The organism is Methylocaldum gracile, from assembly GCF_053646815.1.
Genome location: NZ_CM132196.1, coordinates 2,942,220 through 2,955,518, shown reverse-complemented (window position 1 = coordinate 2,955,518; position 13,299 = coordinate 2,942,220). Strand labels below are relative to the sequence as shown.

13 protein-coding genes are annotated in these 13,299 nt (G+C 56.7%); 5 read left to right on the top strand and 8 right to left on the bottom strand.

What is annotated here, in order from left to right; translation table 11 throughout:
- Window positions 1-2: 2 nt before the first annotated feature.
- From ACWJJK_RS12970 to arfB, 3 genes are read left to right on the top strand one after another with little or no spacing between them, the layout of a single operon-like run.
- On the top strand, window positions 3-380 hold the full coding sequence (locus ACWJJK_RS12970) for a YajD family HNH nuclease (protein ID WP_077730140.1): 378 nt from the start codon (window positions 3-5) through the stop codon (window positions 378-380).
- A 36-nt stretch (window positions 381-416) separates the two neighbouring features.
- On the top strand, window positions 417-623 hold the full coding sequence (locus ACWJJK_RS12965; protein WP_077730141.1) for a SlyX family protein: 207 nt from the start codon (window positions 417-419) through the stop codon (window positions 621-623).
- Window positions 624-629: 6 nt separating this feature from the next.
- The gene (gene arfB, locus ACWJJK_RS12960; RefSeq protein ID WP_347257568.1) at window positions 630-1,043 is read left to right on the top strand and encodes an alternative ribosome rescue aminoacyl-tRNA hydrolase ArfB; all 414 of its coding nucleotides are present in this window, start codon (window positions 630-632) and stop codon (window positions 1,041-1,043) included.
- Between the two features lie 17 nt (window positions 1,044-1,060).
- Here arfB and ACWJJK_RS12955 read toward each other — a convergent pair whose 3' ends face one another.
- Complete coding sequence (locus ACWJJK_RS12955) at window positions 1,061-1,726, bottom strand: DUF480 domain-containing protein (RefSeq protein ID WP_133717296.1); 666 nt, start codon at window positions 1,724-1,726, stop codon at window positions 1,061-1,063.
- A gap of 119 nt (window positions 1,727-1,845) precedes the next feature.
- Here ACWJJK_RS12955 and ACWJJK_RS12950 point away from each other — a divergent pair, with 119 nt between their 5' ends.
- Window positions 1,846-2,841, top strand: a complete 996-nt coding sequence (locus ACWJJK_RS12950; protein ID WP_208110096.1) for a serine/threonine protein kinase — start codon at window positions 1,846-1,848, stop codon at window positions 2,839-2,841.
- Between the two features lie 156 nt (window positions 2,842-2,997).
- Here ACWJJK_RS12950 and ACWJJK_RS12945 read toward each other — a convergent pair whose 3' ends face one another.
- From ACWJJK_RS12945 to ACWJJK_RS12915, 7 genes are all read right to left on the bottom strand, one after another.
- Complete coding sequence (locus ACWJJK_RS12945) at window positions 2,998-3,318, bottom strand: RNA recognition motif domain-containing protein (RefSeq protein WP_077730144.1); 321 nt, start codon at window positions 3,316-3,318, stop codon at window positions 2,998-3,000.
- Between the two features lie 177 nt (window positions 3,319-3,495).
- Window positions 3,496-3,765, bottom strand: coding sequence for an RNA recognition motif domain-containing protein (locus ACWJJK_RS12940; protein WP_077730145.1), 270 nt, complete (start codon window positions 3,763-3,765; stop codon window positions 3,496-3,498).
- Window positions 3,766-4,548: 783 nt separating this feature from the next.
- Window positions 4,549-5,784 carry a lytic transglycosylase domain-containing protein gene (locus ACWJJK_RS12935; RefSeq protein ID WP_454128151.1) on the bottom strand — a complete coding sequence of 412 codons (1,236 nt, stop codon included), beginning with the start codon at window positions 5,782-5,784 and terminating at the stop codon, window positions 4,549-4,551.
- 378 nt (window positions 5,785-6,162) lie between these two features.
- Window positions 6,163-6,435, bottom strand: a complete 273-nt coding sequence (locus ACWJJK_RS12930; RefSeq protein ID WP_077730146.1) for an RNA recognition motif domain-containing protein — start codon at window positions 6,433-6,435, stop codon at window positions 6,163-6,165.
- Between the two features lie 301 nt (window positions 6,436-6,736).
- Window positions 6,737-7,108, bottom strand: coding sequence for a hypothetical protein (locus ACWJJK_RS12925; RefSeq protein WP_139841173.1), 372 nt, complete (start codon window positions 7,106-7,108; stop codon window positions 6,737-6,739).
- A gap of 247 nt (window positions 7,109-7,355) precedes the next feature.
- Entirely contained in the window at window positions 7,356-8,333 is a 978-nt protein-coding gene (locus tag ACWJJK_RS12920; RefSeq protein WP_156881000.1) for a DUF6279 family lipoprotein, read from the bottom strand.
- A 119-nt stretch (window positions 8,334-8,452) separates the two neighbouring features.
- Complete coding sequence (locus ACWJJK_RS12915; RefSeq protein ID WP_077730149.1) at window positions 8,453-10,342, bottom strand: potassium transporter Kup; 1,890 nt, start codon at window positions 10,340-10,342, stop codon at window positions 8,453-8,455.
- A 457-nt stretch (window positions 10,343-10,799) separates the two neighbouring features.
- On the opposite strand from ACWJJK_RS12915, the gene ACWJJK_RS12910 reads away from it, so the two are divergent.
- Complete coding sequence (locus ACWJJK_RS12910; protein ID WP_077730150.1) at window positions 10,800-13,175, top strand: sensor domain-containing phosphodiesterase; 2,376 nt, start codon at window positions 10,800-10,802, stop codon at window positions 13,173-13,175.
- Window positions 13,176-13,299 lie beyond the last annotated feature (124 nt).

Genomic DNA, 13,299 nt, shown 5'->3' with positions numbered 1-13,299 from the left:
TCATGACCGTCATGAAAACCGGGTCCGATAGCAATAGGCTCGATCAGGTCGTTGCCGAAGCCCGGCGTAACCGGGAGGAGCGGGAACGCGGCTATCGGGAGCAGGCTCTGAAACTATACCCTTGGGTTTGCGGGCGTTGCGCCCGTGAGTTTTCACGCGAAAATCTCAGCGAGCTTACGGTCCATCATAGAGATCATAATCACGACAATAATCCGCCGGACGGAAGCAATTGGGAACTGCTTTGCATCTACTGCCACGATAACGAACATTCCCGTTATTTGAACGCAGGGCAATCGAGCGGAGAAGAACGGCAGAATGCGAGCACCACCTTCAAGCCGTTCGCCAACCTCGATGCCCTGTTGAAAAAGCAGGAATCATGAGGCCTAATCCGCGTTTTCCATCTCGAAGGTCGAAGCATGATCGAAGAACGCTTGGTAGACTTGGAAACCAAACTCGCCTATCAGGAAGATACGATTCAGGCATTGAATAACGTCGTGTGCGAACAGCAAAAACAGATCGATCAACTGGAGGCGACTTGCAAGCTTCTCATCGACCGCATCGGGCAGTTGGCGGCAGCTGCCGAGCTGGGCAAGATCGTGGATGAGAAACCGCCCCACTATTGAAATGCCGTGTTGAAAATTTCGAACCAGGTCTGCCTTTCGCTCTCCGAAGTGGAACTCAACCCCACGCGTGCCCAGGGAGCGGGCGGGCAGAACGTTAACAAGGTGTCGACGGCCATTCATTTGCGCTTCGATATCAGGGCATCGTCCTTGCCCGAAATGTATAAGGAAAAACTGCTGACGCTGAAAGATCAGCGCGTTTCGAGCGAAGGCTTCGTCATTATCAAGGCTCAGCAGTTTCGAAGCCAGGAACAGAATCGGGAGGATGCGCTTGCGCGGCTGATTTCGCTGATAAAAAGCGCCGCGGCCACCCGCAAGACGCGAAAATCGACTCGCCCGACCAGAAGCTCTCAGAAAAGGCGGTTGGACAGCAAGGACAAACACGGACGGCTCAAGGCATCGAGACGCAAACCAGCCGAGTAGGGCGGGCGATGCCGATCCTATGACCCACGCGTGAGCGAGGCCAATTTCGATTCGAGCCGATTCACGTCTGTCTTCAATTCATCGACCAATCGCTCCAGGCGATCCAGCCGTTCGCGGTCGGAAACCGAAAGCTCAAGCTCTCTTTCCGTATCCTCGCTGTTCGCCGTTAGCTGGTCTTCGCCAAAAAACAAATGCATGAACCTGGATTCGCGCTTTCCCGGCTCGCGCGGCAATCTCGCGACCAGAGGCTCTTCCCGATTCATCAGCTTGGCCAGCGTGTTCTCGACCTCCTGCACGTCGCCGAACTTGCATAGGCGCTCGGTCCGGGTGCGTAATTCGCCCGGCGTTTGCGGCCCGCGAAGCAGCAACTCGCAGACGATACCAGTCTCTTGCTTGGAGAGCTTCAGATCGCCGAATTCCGCATTGCAGAACCGGTGCTGGTATTTGGTGACTCGATTGCCGAATCCGCTGCCGGCACTGACGAGGTATTTCTTTACGAGTCCATCGACTATCTGCTGCACCGTCGCTTCGTCGAGATCGAGCACCGGATCGCGATTGCTTTTCTGATTGCACGCATTGGTCAGGGCGTTGAGCGATAGGGGATATTGTTCGGGGGTGGTGATTTCCTTCTCGATCAAACAACCGATGACGCGGGCTTCATAAGGCGTGAGCTTAATTTTCATTAGGGTTTATACGTAGAGTTTGAAGTGCGGAGCGTTGCCGGCTCAAGGATAATCAAAAATCTAATCTTAGATTGCGCTTTTTGGGAGAGACGAGGATGGCAACCTGTAGAATGGCGTTCATGAATACGGTCACAGACGTCCATCCCTTTTCGTCCTTAACACCCGATTGCGTCATGAACGCATTGGACAGCGCAGGCTTTCACAGCGACGGCAGCCTGTTGGCGCTCCACAGCTACGAGAACCGTGTTTATCGGGTCGGCATGGAAGACGGATCGCCGGTGGTCGTGAAATTCTACCGACCCGGACGGTGGAGCAAAGCCGCCATTCTCGAAGAACATGCCTTCGTTCGGGAGCTTGCGGAGTCCGAATTGCCGGTCGTGCCAGCCTTGCCGGGTGCCGGAGGCTCGACATTGCACGAGTTCGGCGGCTTTCGCTTCGCCGTGTTTCCGACCCAAGGCGGATATGCTCCGGAATTCAACGACCACGCCGCATTGATGCGAATGGGGCGGCTAATCGGCCGTATTCATGCTGTCGGTTCGCTCAAGCCGTATCGGCACCGTCCTGCCCTGGATATCGCCAGTTTCGGCGAAGAGCCCAGAGATTATCTGCTGTCTCACGGCGTGATTCCGGCGGACATCGTCGACGCTTATCGGGAAGCGGCGAATCAAGCGCTAGCGGGCGTGAGACGCTGTTTCGAGCGCGCGGGTTCCGTGCGCACGCTGCGGCTGCACGGAGATTGCTATCCCGGAAATATGTTGTGGGCGGACGATGGTCCGCATTTCGTCGATTTCGACGACAGCCGCATGGGGCCTGCGATCCAGGATTTGTGGATGCTGTTGTCGGGAGACAGTACGGAGATGACGCAGCAATTGAGTCCTTTGCTCTCCGGTTACCAAAGTTTTTTCGAGTTCGATACCCGCGAGCTGCATTTAATCGAAGCGCTGCGCACCCTGCGGCTGATTCACTACACCGCATGGATCGCAAGACGCTGGGATGACCCCGCTTTCCCGATCGCATTTCCGTGGTTCAATACGCCGCGTTACTGGCACGACCGGATACTTGAACTGCGCGAACAGATTGCCGCAATGGACGTACCACCCCTTTGCCCGGCATGAAAACGGGCAAACGATGAAGAATGGCGCCCTGCGATCGCAGGTGCTGTCCGAAGAGTGACTTAGCGGGTAAGTCGTTCCGGCCTTTCCGAGTTCGGAGAGGCCGGAACGGATTCTAACCGGCGCCGAGGCGGGGCTTTGCCGCCGGTTTAGCGAATATCAATAGCGGTGTCCGCCGCCGCCGAATCCGCCGCTGCGTCGGCCGCCACCGAAACCGCCGCCGGATCTTTCTTCGCGGGGGCGGGCCTCGTTAACGGTGAGGCTACGTCCACCGACCTCTTTGCCATGCAGGGCGCTGATTGCGGCTCGGGCCTGTTGATCGGTACCCATTTCTACGAAGCCGAAGCCTTTGGAGCGGCCGGTTTCGCGATCCATGATCACGTTCGCGGACTGCACCGTACCATGTGGGGCGAAGAGTTGCTCCAGCTCGCTGTTGTCAATGCTGTAGCTCAGGTTGCCGACATACAATTTCGTACTCATCAAAAATTCCTCGATAGGAAAACAAACAAAAAACACTTAATAAACACAGATCGAGCCCGTAATCGCGGGTGCGCTGGGTCTATTAATAAACACCTTTTCTGGAAAGGATTCTGTAGGTAAAAGTTCGTGCTGGACACGAAAGCTTTCGTATATTAGTCCGGTTCACTCGCCCGGTACTTAACGTCGCCGGCCGCGGCCGCTCCGCTCGCGGGGACGCTCCTGATTAACCCGAAGACTGTTGCCCCTCAAGTTGCGGCCATTCAGTCCGGCGATTGCCGCGCGCGCTTCGTGGCCCTCCATCTCGACGAAGCCGAAGCCGCGGCAACGACCGGAAAAAATGTCGCGAGCCAGTTCGATCGAGCGTACCCGGCCGTATTCCGCAAAAAGTTCGTTGAACTCCCGTTCGGTAGTATCGGCCGGCAGATTTCCGGCATAAATTCTCAGCATGGATTGTCTCCTGTGGGCGCAACCAAGATAGGCGGCGTCATGGTTGAATGATCCGAGGGCATGGACCGATCGATCCGCGCCTCGGCGTTGATTGCCGCATCAGCCGGGTAATCTGTGGACCAGGATTTCCGACTGTTTGCGGTGTATAGCCTTCCGGTGAAGGAAGAGCGGGAAGTTTGCGGCCAAGCAGCTGCTCGATGTTTTTCAGCTGTAAAGTTTCGTGTCGAAAGACCGGCGATGCTGCATCGTTGTTCGAGCCGGTACGGCCTATGCGACGTACGTATTCTGCCGCCGATACCCGTCTGGGCTTCGGTTAGCAAATCACCTCCATTTAGTACGGCTGGAATGGTCTGCGATTGGATCGGCGTGGGAGCCGTGTGGGCTTGATCGGCGACAATGCGTGACGGGATGTTGGATAGGCTGAGAGACTCAAAGGGCATTCGAACTTTCCTGGCTCTTGCCTGCCACGACGAGCGTGGCACCGGTCGAGCACGAGCACTGTTGCTGTGACCACAGGGCGGACCCGAAGGACGCACCGCGTGCGGTTTGCGGGAGGAGGCGGGGACTAGCAGGTGCCGTTAAGGCATTGACTGAAAGGAAAATTCCGTATCCTCGTGGCGAAGACCGGTCTTGCGCCGCGACAAACTATGTGCAGCCTACTCCAATTTCGTCAAAGAAGCTAGTCCGATCGTAGAAAACGTATTCGAACATGGAACATCGACAGCACGGCGGTATGGCAAGTACCACTTTAACCTTTCGATCAACCACAACCGTCCGCTTTTTTCACCGAGCGAACGCCTGAGTTTTTGCCAGCTTGTAGTTGCCGTTCTTGGGGCTTAATGACGCATTGGTTCTGGTCGCGGTGCCGCCGGCCTTGACGTTGCCGGGATAGCTTACCTTAACGTGAGCTGATGCCCCTTTGTTTTCCGGTTGCTGCGCTGCCAGACGATTCTGCTGCGCCCGGTACGCGATCTGCCGGAGTGTACCCGAGGGTAGCCAGACCGCCGTGCCGGCGGGTAAAGCCGCCCTGTCGGACTGAGCCGGTCCGCTCCAGGCCGCATTCAGGGCGATGAGCTGAGACTTGTCGGTTGCGTATTGACGAGCCAAAGTCGAAACGAAGGTATTCTGCGTTATGACGACACGGTCCCAGTCAAGAGGCTTTTCATATCGTATGCCCTCGGCAAAGAAACGTTCGGGCTGACTGGCGACCTCCCGTGCTGCCAGAAATTCGGCGTAGAAATTACGGGAAGCGAAACCGAATTGGGGATGGTCGTAATCGGAAACGATCCGCATGAAGTCATGGCCGAAAGACTGCTTCGCGCGCATCATGCCCGAAATGCCATGATTGTAGGACGTGATTGCCAGGGGCCAGCTGCCGAGCTTGCCGTAGGCATAGCTTAGATAACGGGCGGCGCCGTGAGCCGAAGCGACGGGATCCAGGCGCTCGTCGATGATCGTGTTGACGTTCATGAATCGCTCGGCCGCCCCGCGCGTAAACTGCCACACGCCCACGGCGCCTGCCGAGGAACGCGCCTGCGTTTGGAACGACGATTCCACATGGGGCAAATGCGCTAAATCCTCGGGGAGGCCCGCGTGGCGGAAAATCTCCCGAAAGTGGCGATCATAACGACCGCTGATTTCCAAACCCCTCTTGAAGCGCTCGCGAAGGCCGCGCTGACCGCGGAGCCGCTCGCTCGCGCCCAGTAGTGCCGTCTTGAGATCCCCGCGTGGACTGATCTTCACGGCCAGTCTTCGGTCGTCCTGGGTCAGAGGAATTCCCGCAGAGACCTTTTGTTCCAGGTCGCGCAATCGGGACTGCCAATAGGCTGTCCGTTCGCGCACCAGTTCTTTCTGGATCGGGGTATAGCCCTCGGTGATATTGCCGGGGAGCTGAATCACTTCATAAATCACATCCAGAAAACGGTTATCGTGCAGAACGACTTGAGAACGGCTCCAGACGCCGTAGACATTGCGCCAGAAGGCGACTTGCGTTTCCAGGGCCACGGGCTTCGGGAACATACCCGAGGTAATCGAGACGGAAGACATCGCGCGAAGCCGCGACGATGCATCCGCCGATTGCGCCATCGAGGCCGCGGGTGCTACGGCCTTCTGGTGAAGGCTTCCATGGTGAATCCGATGATGTTTTTGCATCGTGGAAGGACCGGAACAGCCGCCTGCCATGAGAACAGGCACAACCATCAGAAGACACTGGATCAGTCTGCGAGTCATCGACGAGCCCCCCAAGCCGGCTCAAGAATTTTTTTCGGAAGAAACGCTTTTCGCCGAGAACTCAAACGACCCGCGATTGCGGATCGAAATTCGGCTACGTGGATAAAATCATTGTAGCTCGAGTATGCGGAAAGTTGGGGGACATTCGAGTTAGCAGAGTTTTTCCAGCTAACGTCGGCGGCCACCGCCGCCGCGCCGGCCGCGCGGCCGCTCTTCGTTAACGCGTAGCGTGTTGCCCCGCAGATTGCGGCCGTTCAATCCGGCGATCGCCGCACGCGCCTCATGACCCTCCATCTCGACGAAGCCGAAGCCGCGGCAACGTCCCGAAAAGATATCGCGAGCCAATTCGATCGAGCGTACTCGTCCATAGGCCGCAAATAGTTCGGTAAACTCCTGTTCCGTCATATCCGGGGGGAGATTGCCGGCATACACTCTCAACATAATGCTTCTCCTTTGGTGCCGTCCGGATAGGCCTGACATGGTTCCATACGAAGTCCAACCGGGCTGCAACGTTTCGTTGGGGAAAACCGCCTGGTGGGGTGAGGCCCGATGCGCTGCACGAGATTTGGACGAGGAGGCGAGGCTTGGGGGACGTCTGGCAGTGTAGTTGCCTGACAAGATCGAATCCTCGGGGTGCAGCGCTCTTCGCCACCGAACGATAATAGGTCAAGGATACCGCGATGGCATCGCTTTATCCAAAACCGCTTATGTCGCGAAGATCGGAGTCGGCCCGGTTCGGCAGTCAGCATATGACAAGAACCGGCCAGCAAACGTTCGTGTCGCCGTGCTGCCAACATCGCTCCTCTTCGAGGAACCGGGCGAACGGTTCGTGATCCGTGTAGACGCTTCCGTCGGATATGAAGAAATGCTCGAAAGGACCGAAACGTTCGGACCCGCCGCCAAAGGTGTCCTCAAAATGAATCGAGGCGCCGGTCCGGCAGTCGCATCGGGAAAATAAATTGCCCTGAATCTCCCAGAAGTGGTTTTGATAGCGCCCCACGATTTCGTTGTCCGGACCTTGGCGAATCACATGACCGCTGATTCGAAAATACGGGGCCGGACCCAAAGTAACAGCATGTTCCGGAATGACGGATTCGAAGCTTAATCGGACCATAATCGCATGCTCCATAGAATTTCTTGAATCGCTTCTCCTTCCCGACACCGAAAAGGCACACTGGTTCACTGACCGGCAGGCTGCCGGCTATGAAGACCAAGATCGCGATAGCCGTGAATTTCTGTGGATTTCGAGATCTTGCGATCGGTACTTGGACGGGCCGGATACTTATCGTTTGTTGTTTTTCGAGACAAAAAACGAACAATTCCGCCCCACGGTTAGGCCATGGGCAGAGCGAAAAACGACGCTAAGGAGAACTTCGGAAGCTCTTCGTTTCTGGCCCTCTTAATTTTTCGTTCGGGCGCGATGGAAAAGTCCACTGTCCAAACCTGCGATCTTCTCCGGCCAAGGCGGCAAGGTCGGCGGCATAGCCTTGTAATTTCTCGTCCAGGGCAGCTCGCTGTTCGGGCGTTGCGGACGTAATTACTTTGGCGATCAACTCCGCATTCGACTGACGTAGGGTCTGAATATAGACGCGACGCTGGGGGTCTGTTTGGTCGGCCAGTTCGGCGAAATAGGTGCGAATCCAGTCCGTTGCGACTCGCTCCTCCGGCTTCCGTTCCTGGATTTTCGAAAGCAGGGCTAGAAAATCGCGCTGCCGTGCTTCGCGCTCGTCTGCCCAGGTGTAGTTGCCGTTGTCGCGTCCGGCTATGGCGTTTCGGATGATGGTTCGTTGTTCGTCGGTGAGTTTCCCGAGCCAAAACTCGGCACGCTTGATAAAAAGCTTCGCCTTGGCTCCGGGGGCATTGTCCGCGCTGTTATGCAGATAACCGTATTTCTTTCGGAATTGTGCATTGTCATCGCTGAGTTCGCGCTGTACCTGCGCGATCTGATTAGGCTTGAGCGTCAGTGCGAGCCTGGCGATTTCCGGGGCGGCCCGCTCGCCGAGTATTTCCAGGCGTCGGTTGATCCTCTGTTGAAAATCAGTAACCTCGGATGGCGTCATCGGCCCCTTTGCTTTCGTCCGAATGTCGTCGAGTAACGCCGAATAAGCATGCAATTGCGTCGCGCGATGCCAGGCCAGTAACGCGTTGATTCGATCTTTAGCCAAGGTTTTCTGCGTCTTTTCCAGATCGAAATACTCATCAAGCCGGAAGATCAGCAAGGTATCCGCATGGTTATAACCGAACCGAATGCTGGTGCAGGCCGCAAGCGGCAGCACTATCGCGGATACGACGATCAAGTGCCATCGGCGGATCAGGATGGTGAGGGACGATACGTTCATTTGCCGTCCATATTCTGGCGAATACACGTCGAGCTCCTATCGTGAGGTACGCTGTCACTTAGTAGAAGAGAAAAATTCAAAGCCATTGCGAACGATTTCAGTTTACGAAGCGGAGCCAGTTAGATTTCAACCACGGTCCCGAGTTCGATCACACGGTCCGGAGGTATTCTGAAAAAGTCCATGGCGCTCTCGGTATTGCGCGCCAGGCGGATAAAGAGGCGCTCGCGCCAGAGAGCCATACCCGGGCGGGGCGTCGAAATGACGGCTTCCCGGCTGAAGAAAAACGAGGCATTGGCCAAATCGATCTCGAGGTCCCGTTCTTTGCACAAGGCCAGGGCGTCCGGCACATTGGGCTCCTGATTGAAACCGAAGTAAATCTTGACTCGGTATAACTCGTCGCCGAAGTGCCTGATTTTGATGCGTTCGGAGCGAGGCACCCAGGGCACGTCTTTGACGATTACGGTCAGCACGATCACCCGTTCGTGCAGAATCTTGTTGATCGCCAGATTGTTCAAGAGGGACTGAGGGACACCCCGGCGGCCGGCTGTGAGATAAATGGCGGTTCCGGGAATACGCCGCGGCGGTTCTGCGTGAAAACGCATGAGCAAGGTTTCGAACGATATCGCTCTTTCGTTCAAGCGTTTTCCGAGCAACGTGCGTCCTTGTTGCCAGGTGGTCATCACGGTAAACAGGACAACGCCAACCCCAAGGGGAATCCACCCGCCTTGGGTGAATTTCAAGCTATTGGCCATAAGGAAGGCGGTGTCGATAATCAAGAAGCAGCCTACGACCGCCAGGCTGGTCATCCATCTCCATTGCCAGAGCCTTTTGAATACGAAGAAAGCCAACAGGCTCGTGATGACCATCGTGCCGGTAACGGCGATGCCGTAAGCGGCGGCCAATCGTTGGGACGATTCGAATTGCACGACCAGGGTAAAGACTGCGGCCAATAAAAGCCAATTGACGGTCGGCAGGTAGATTTGGCCGGGGAAAAACAGCGACGTGTGATAAATACGCACCCGCGGCAAGTAACCAAGCTGGATCGCCTGCAACGTCGTCGAGAATACCCCGGAAATTACGGCTTGGGAGGCAATCACCGTCGTAATCGTCGCCAATATGAGCAGCGGGAGGGCTCCCCATTCCGGTGCTAGAAGGTAGAACGGATTTTGGGTAGCCTCCGATTCGCGCAGCAGCAATGCGCCTTGGCCAAAGTAGTTCAGCAACAGGGCCGGAAGAGCCACGGCAAACCAGGCCATGCGAATCGGCCGAACGCCGAAATGGCCGATATCCGCATAAAGAGCTTCGGCTCCGGTCACCACCAAGACAACCGCGCCCAGGACCACCAGCGAATACCATTCCTCTTCGATCAAAAAACGAGCGCCGTACCACGGATTCGCTGCTACCAATACCTGCGGGGTAGCGAGAATGCTGCGCGCACCGAGGATTCCGAGGCAAAAAAACCATAGGAGCATGATCGGGCCGAACAGCCGGCCGACACGACTCGTACCCTTGCGTTGGAGAAGAAATAAAAGGGTCAGGATCGCCAGGGTCACCGGCACGACAAATTCGTTGAGTTTCGGAGCCACGACCGCCAGGCCTTCGACGGCGCTCGTAACCGTAACTGCGGGTGTGAGAATGCCGTCGCCATAAAATAAGGCGGCGCCGATGAGACCGATCAGAACGATTACGCGTCGCCGGCGGGGTGAATCGATCGCAGCGCGAGACGCAAGCGATACCAAGGCCATGATTCCGCCTTCGCCTCGGTTGTCGGCCCGCAGCATGATCGCGGCATATTTCAGGCAGACGATCACGATCAGCGACCAGAAAATAAGTGACAGCACGCCGAGTATATTGGTCTCGCTGGGCGCAATGGCGTGAGGTCCGCTGAAGGCGACGCGCATGGCATAAAGCGGACTGGTGCCGATGTCGCCGAACACGATTCCGAGCGTGCCGACCAGCGTAACGGTTCTACCGGGCTTTAGGCGTTGCAATGTCGAATGCGCTTGCATTTTTCAGGCGTGTGGCGGTCGAGACGAACGATGGTTGCACTTCACAATGCGGAGATCCTTGTGTTTTATCAATGACCGCTCACGGCAGACTTTGCCCTTTGACTCCTCGGCCGGCTCATTGCTCCCCAGAACGGCAACGCAAAGACCCGTCCGACGGCCGTCTCCGGGTTTAACGACAGACGGGCGTCGAAAGATTGGCGGTTGTTCGCTGGACCGTGCCAGGCGCTCACCTTTACGATACTCGCCTTAGAATTGAGGGGCGTACCGTTAACCCGATGAAAATGTCCCATACTTAGCTCCTATACAGTCGATCGCGGTTAGCTGCGGCCCGATCGGCCATAACGAATGCAGCGATTCGGAACGGCCTATGCGAGATCGGTAGCGTACTGCCGAAACGGTTTTCAAGGCATTGGGCTTTGAACGCGACCGATGCGAGTCGTTCTCAACGGGGTGGTGGATGAAGGTAGATACACTAATGCAATCGGAGGAACGGCTTCGGCGAAACCGCAACTCCTTGCTGGAGCAACAACGCGCGCTGGCCTCGCTAACGCGTAGCGAAATTTTTTCGGCTGAGGATGCCCTCGAGGCGATTCGCCTGCTGACTCGAACCACCGCGACGGAGTTGGACATCGAGCGCATCAGTGTATGGCGGTTTACCGAAGACCGGCTCGCCATCGAATGCATGGATCTCTACGAGCGCTCCCGGCAACGGCACAGTTCCGGGATGACATTACGCCAGGAGGATTTTCCGAGCTATTTCAAGGGACTTGAAACCGAGGAAGCCATCGTGGCGAACGATGCGTGTCATCATCCTTCTACCGCCGAGTTTTCCGCTGTGTACCTGCGTCCTTTACGGATCAGCTCGATGCTCGATGTGCCGATACACGTCTTCGGGCGCGTCGAGGGCGTCCTATGCTGCGAGCACACCGGCGAAACGCTCAGCTGGTCTGCGGAAGAACGCTTTTTCGCCATTGCCGTGGCCAATCTCGCCGCTCTCGTGATCGAACAAAACGAGCGCAAACGTACCGAGGCCTTGTTGCGCGGCCAGAGAGACATGCTGGAGATGATCGCCAACGGAGCGCCCCTCGAGCATACCCTGGCTGCACTGGCGCGTACGATCGAACAGCAGGATGACAAAATACTCTGCTCGGTGCTTCTCCTGGATAAGGACGGCGTTCATTTGCGGCATGGGGCCGCCCCGAGTATTCCCGACGATTACAACCGGCAAATAGACGGTATCGCCATCGGACCTTCCGTGGGATCTTGCGGCACTGCGGCATTTCACCGGCAAACGGTAATTACCAGCGATATTCGGACGGATCCCCGTTGGGCCGCCTTTCGCGATCTCGCCGAGCAGTACGGACTTCGCGCCTGTTGGTCGACACCCATTTTCGACGCGAGGCAAAACGTCATCGGTACCTTTGCCGTTTACTATCGCGAACCGCAGCGGCCTTCGGACAAACACGCCAGGCTGGTAGAGACGGCGATTCATACCGCTGCGATCGCCATCGAGCGCAGTCGGGTCGAGGACCGGATCCAGCGTCTCGCTTTTTACGATGCGCTAACAGGGCTTCCGAACCGTGCCTTGTTGATGGACAGGGCTGCGCAGGCCTTAGCGCTTTCAGCCCGTGACAAGAAAGAAACGGCCCTGCTGTTTCTGGATCTCGACCGATTCAAAACGGTCAACGATTCCCTGGGACATCATGTCGGCGACGGGCTATTGCGGAGCATTGCGGGCCGCTTGCGGGGATGCCTGCGGGATACGGACACCGTGTCCCGGCTGGGAGGCGACGAATTCGTCGTACTGCTCCCGGAAACGGGGGGCGACTCGGCCGCTCAGACCGCCGAAAGGATTCTGAGCGTGGTCGCGCAGCCTTATGTCATCGAGGATTACCGGCTGAGCATCACGCCGAGCATCGGCATCAGCATGTATCCGCAGGACGGCGGCGACGTGGAATCCTTGGTCAAACATGCCGATACCGCCATGTATCACGCTAAAGAAAAAGGACGCAATACTTATCAATTCTTTACCGAAAGCATGAATTCCGCCGTGCTGGAGCGGCTTACGATCGAAAGCGGTCTGCGGCAGGCTCTGGAACGTGACGAATTCTTGCTGGAGTATCAGCCTCAGTACGATATCGAGACGCACGGATTGGTAGGCCTCGAGGCCTTGATCCGCTGGCAGCATCCGGAATGGGGCCGGGTAGCGCCGGGCCGGTTTATTCCCATCGCCGAAGAAAGCGGCCTCATCGTTCCGATCGGGGAATGGGTGATCCGCGAGGCCTGCCGCCAAAACGTGTACTTGCAATCCCTCGGTTTCGCCAAGGTTCCGGTTGCCGTCAACATTGCCTCGCCACAATTCGTTCAGCGATTCGAAGACCTCGTCGCACGGGTGTTGGGAGAAACGGGTATGGAGCCCGAGTATCTTGAACTCGAGTTGACCGAGGGAATCGTCATGCAAGGAGAGGGATCGATTCAGAAACGCTTGCACAAGCTCAAGGACATGGGCGTAAAGTTGGCTATCGACGATTTTGGGACGGGCTATTCAAGCCTCAGTTATCTCAAGCGATTCCCGATCGACAAGCTGAAGATCGATCAGTCCTTCGTGCGCGACATCATCGATGATCAGGATGATCTTGCGATAACCCGCGCAGTGATCAGCCTGGGCCACAGCCTTCGACTGACGGTTATCGCCGAAGGCGTCGAAACGGAGCAGCAATTGGCCTTTCTGCGGGATGAAGGTTGCGATCAAGCTCAAGGCTTTTTCTTCAGCCGTCCTCTTTCTGTCAAAGCGCTAGGCGACTGGTTTTTCGAGAGTTCGACGAAGGCTTAGACAAAATCTCGGTGGGATTCCTCGGCAAGGTATTCGACCGCTCGCGGAGTCCCGGCGATGCCGAACGGAAAGACTCGGCGGCGATCCAATGGTTACTGTTGACCCTCGCCGCGCGGGTTTTCAG

Coding starts and splice junctions, on each gene's coding strand:
- ACWJJK_RS12970 (WP_077730140.1), top strand. CDS start 3: ATGACCGTCATGAAAACCGGGTCCGATAGCAATAGGCTCGATCAGGTC.
- ACWJJK_RS12965 (WP_077730141.1), top strand. CDS start 417: ATGATCGAAGAACGCTTGGTAGACTTGGAAACCAAACTCGCCTATCAG.
- ACWJJK_RS12955 (WP_133717296.1), bottom strand. CDS start 1,726: ATGAAAATTAAGCTCACGCCTTATGAAGCCCGCGTCATCGGTTGTTTG.
- ACWJJK_RS12950 (WP_208110096.1), top strand. CDS start 1,846: ATGAATACGGTCACAGACGTCCATCCCTTTTCGTCCTTAACACCCGAT.
- ACWJJK_RS12945 (WP_077730144.1), bottom strand. CDS start 3,318: ATGAGTACGAAATTGTATGTCGGCAACCTGAGCTACAGCATTGACAAC.
- ACWJJK_RS12940 (WP_077730145.1), bottom strand. CDS start 3,765: ATGCTGAGAATTTATGCCGGAAATCTGCCGGCCGATACTACCGAACGG.
- ACWJJK_RS12935 (WP_454128151.1), bottom strand. CDS start 5,784: ATGTTCCCGAAGCCCGTGGCCCTGGAAACGCAAGTCGCCTTCTGGCGC.
- ACWJJK_RS12930 (WP_077730146.1), bottom strand. CDS start 6,435: ATGTTGAGAGTGTATGCCGGCAATCTCCCCCCGGATATGACGGAACAG.
- ACWJJK_RS12925 (WP_139841173.1), bottom strand. CDS start 7,108: ATGGTCCGATTAAGCTTCGAATCCGTCATTCCGGAACATGCTGTTACT.
- ACWJJK_RS12920 (WP_156881000.1), bottom strand. CDS start 8,333: ATGAACGTATCGTCCCTCACCATCCTGATCCGCCGATGGCACTTGATC.
- ACWJJK_RS12915 (WP_077730149.1), bottom strand. CDS start 10,342: ATGCAAGCGCATTCGACATTGCAACGCCTAAAGCCCGGTAGAACCGTT.
- ACWJJK_RS12910 (WP_077730150.1), top strand. CDS start 10,800: ATGAAGGTAGATACACTAATGCAATCGGAGGAACGGCTTCGGCGAAAC.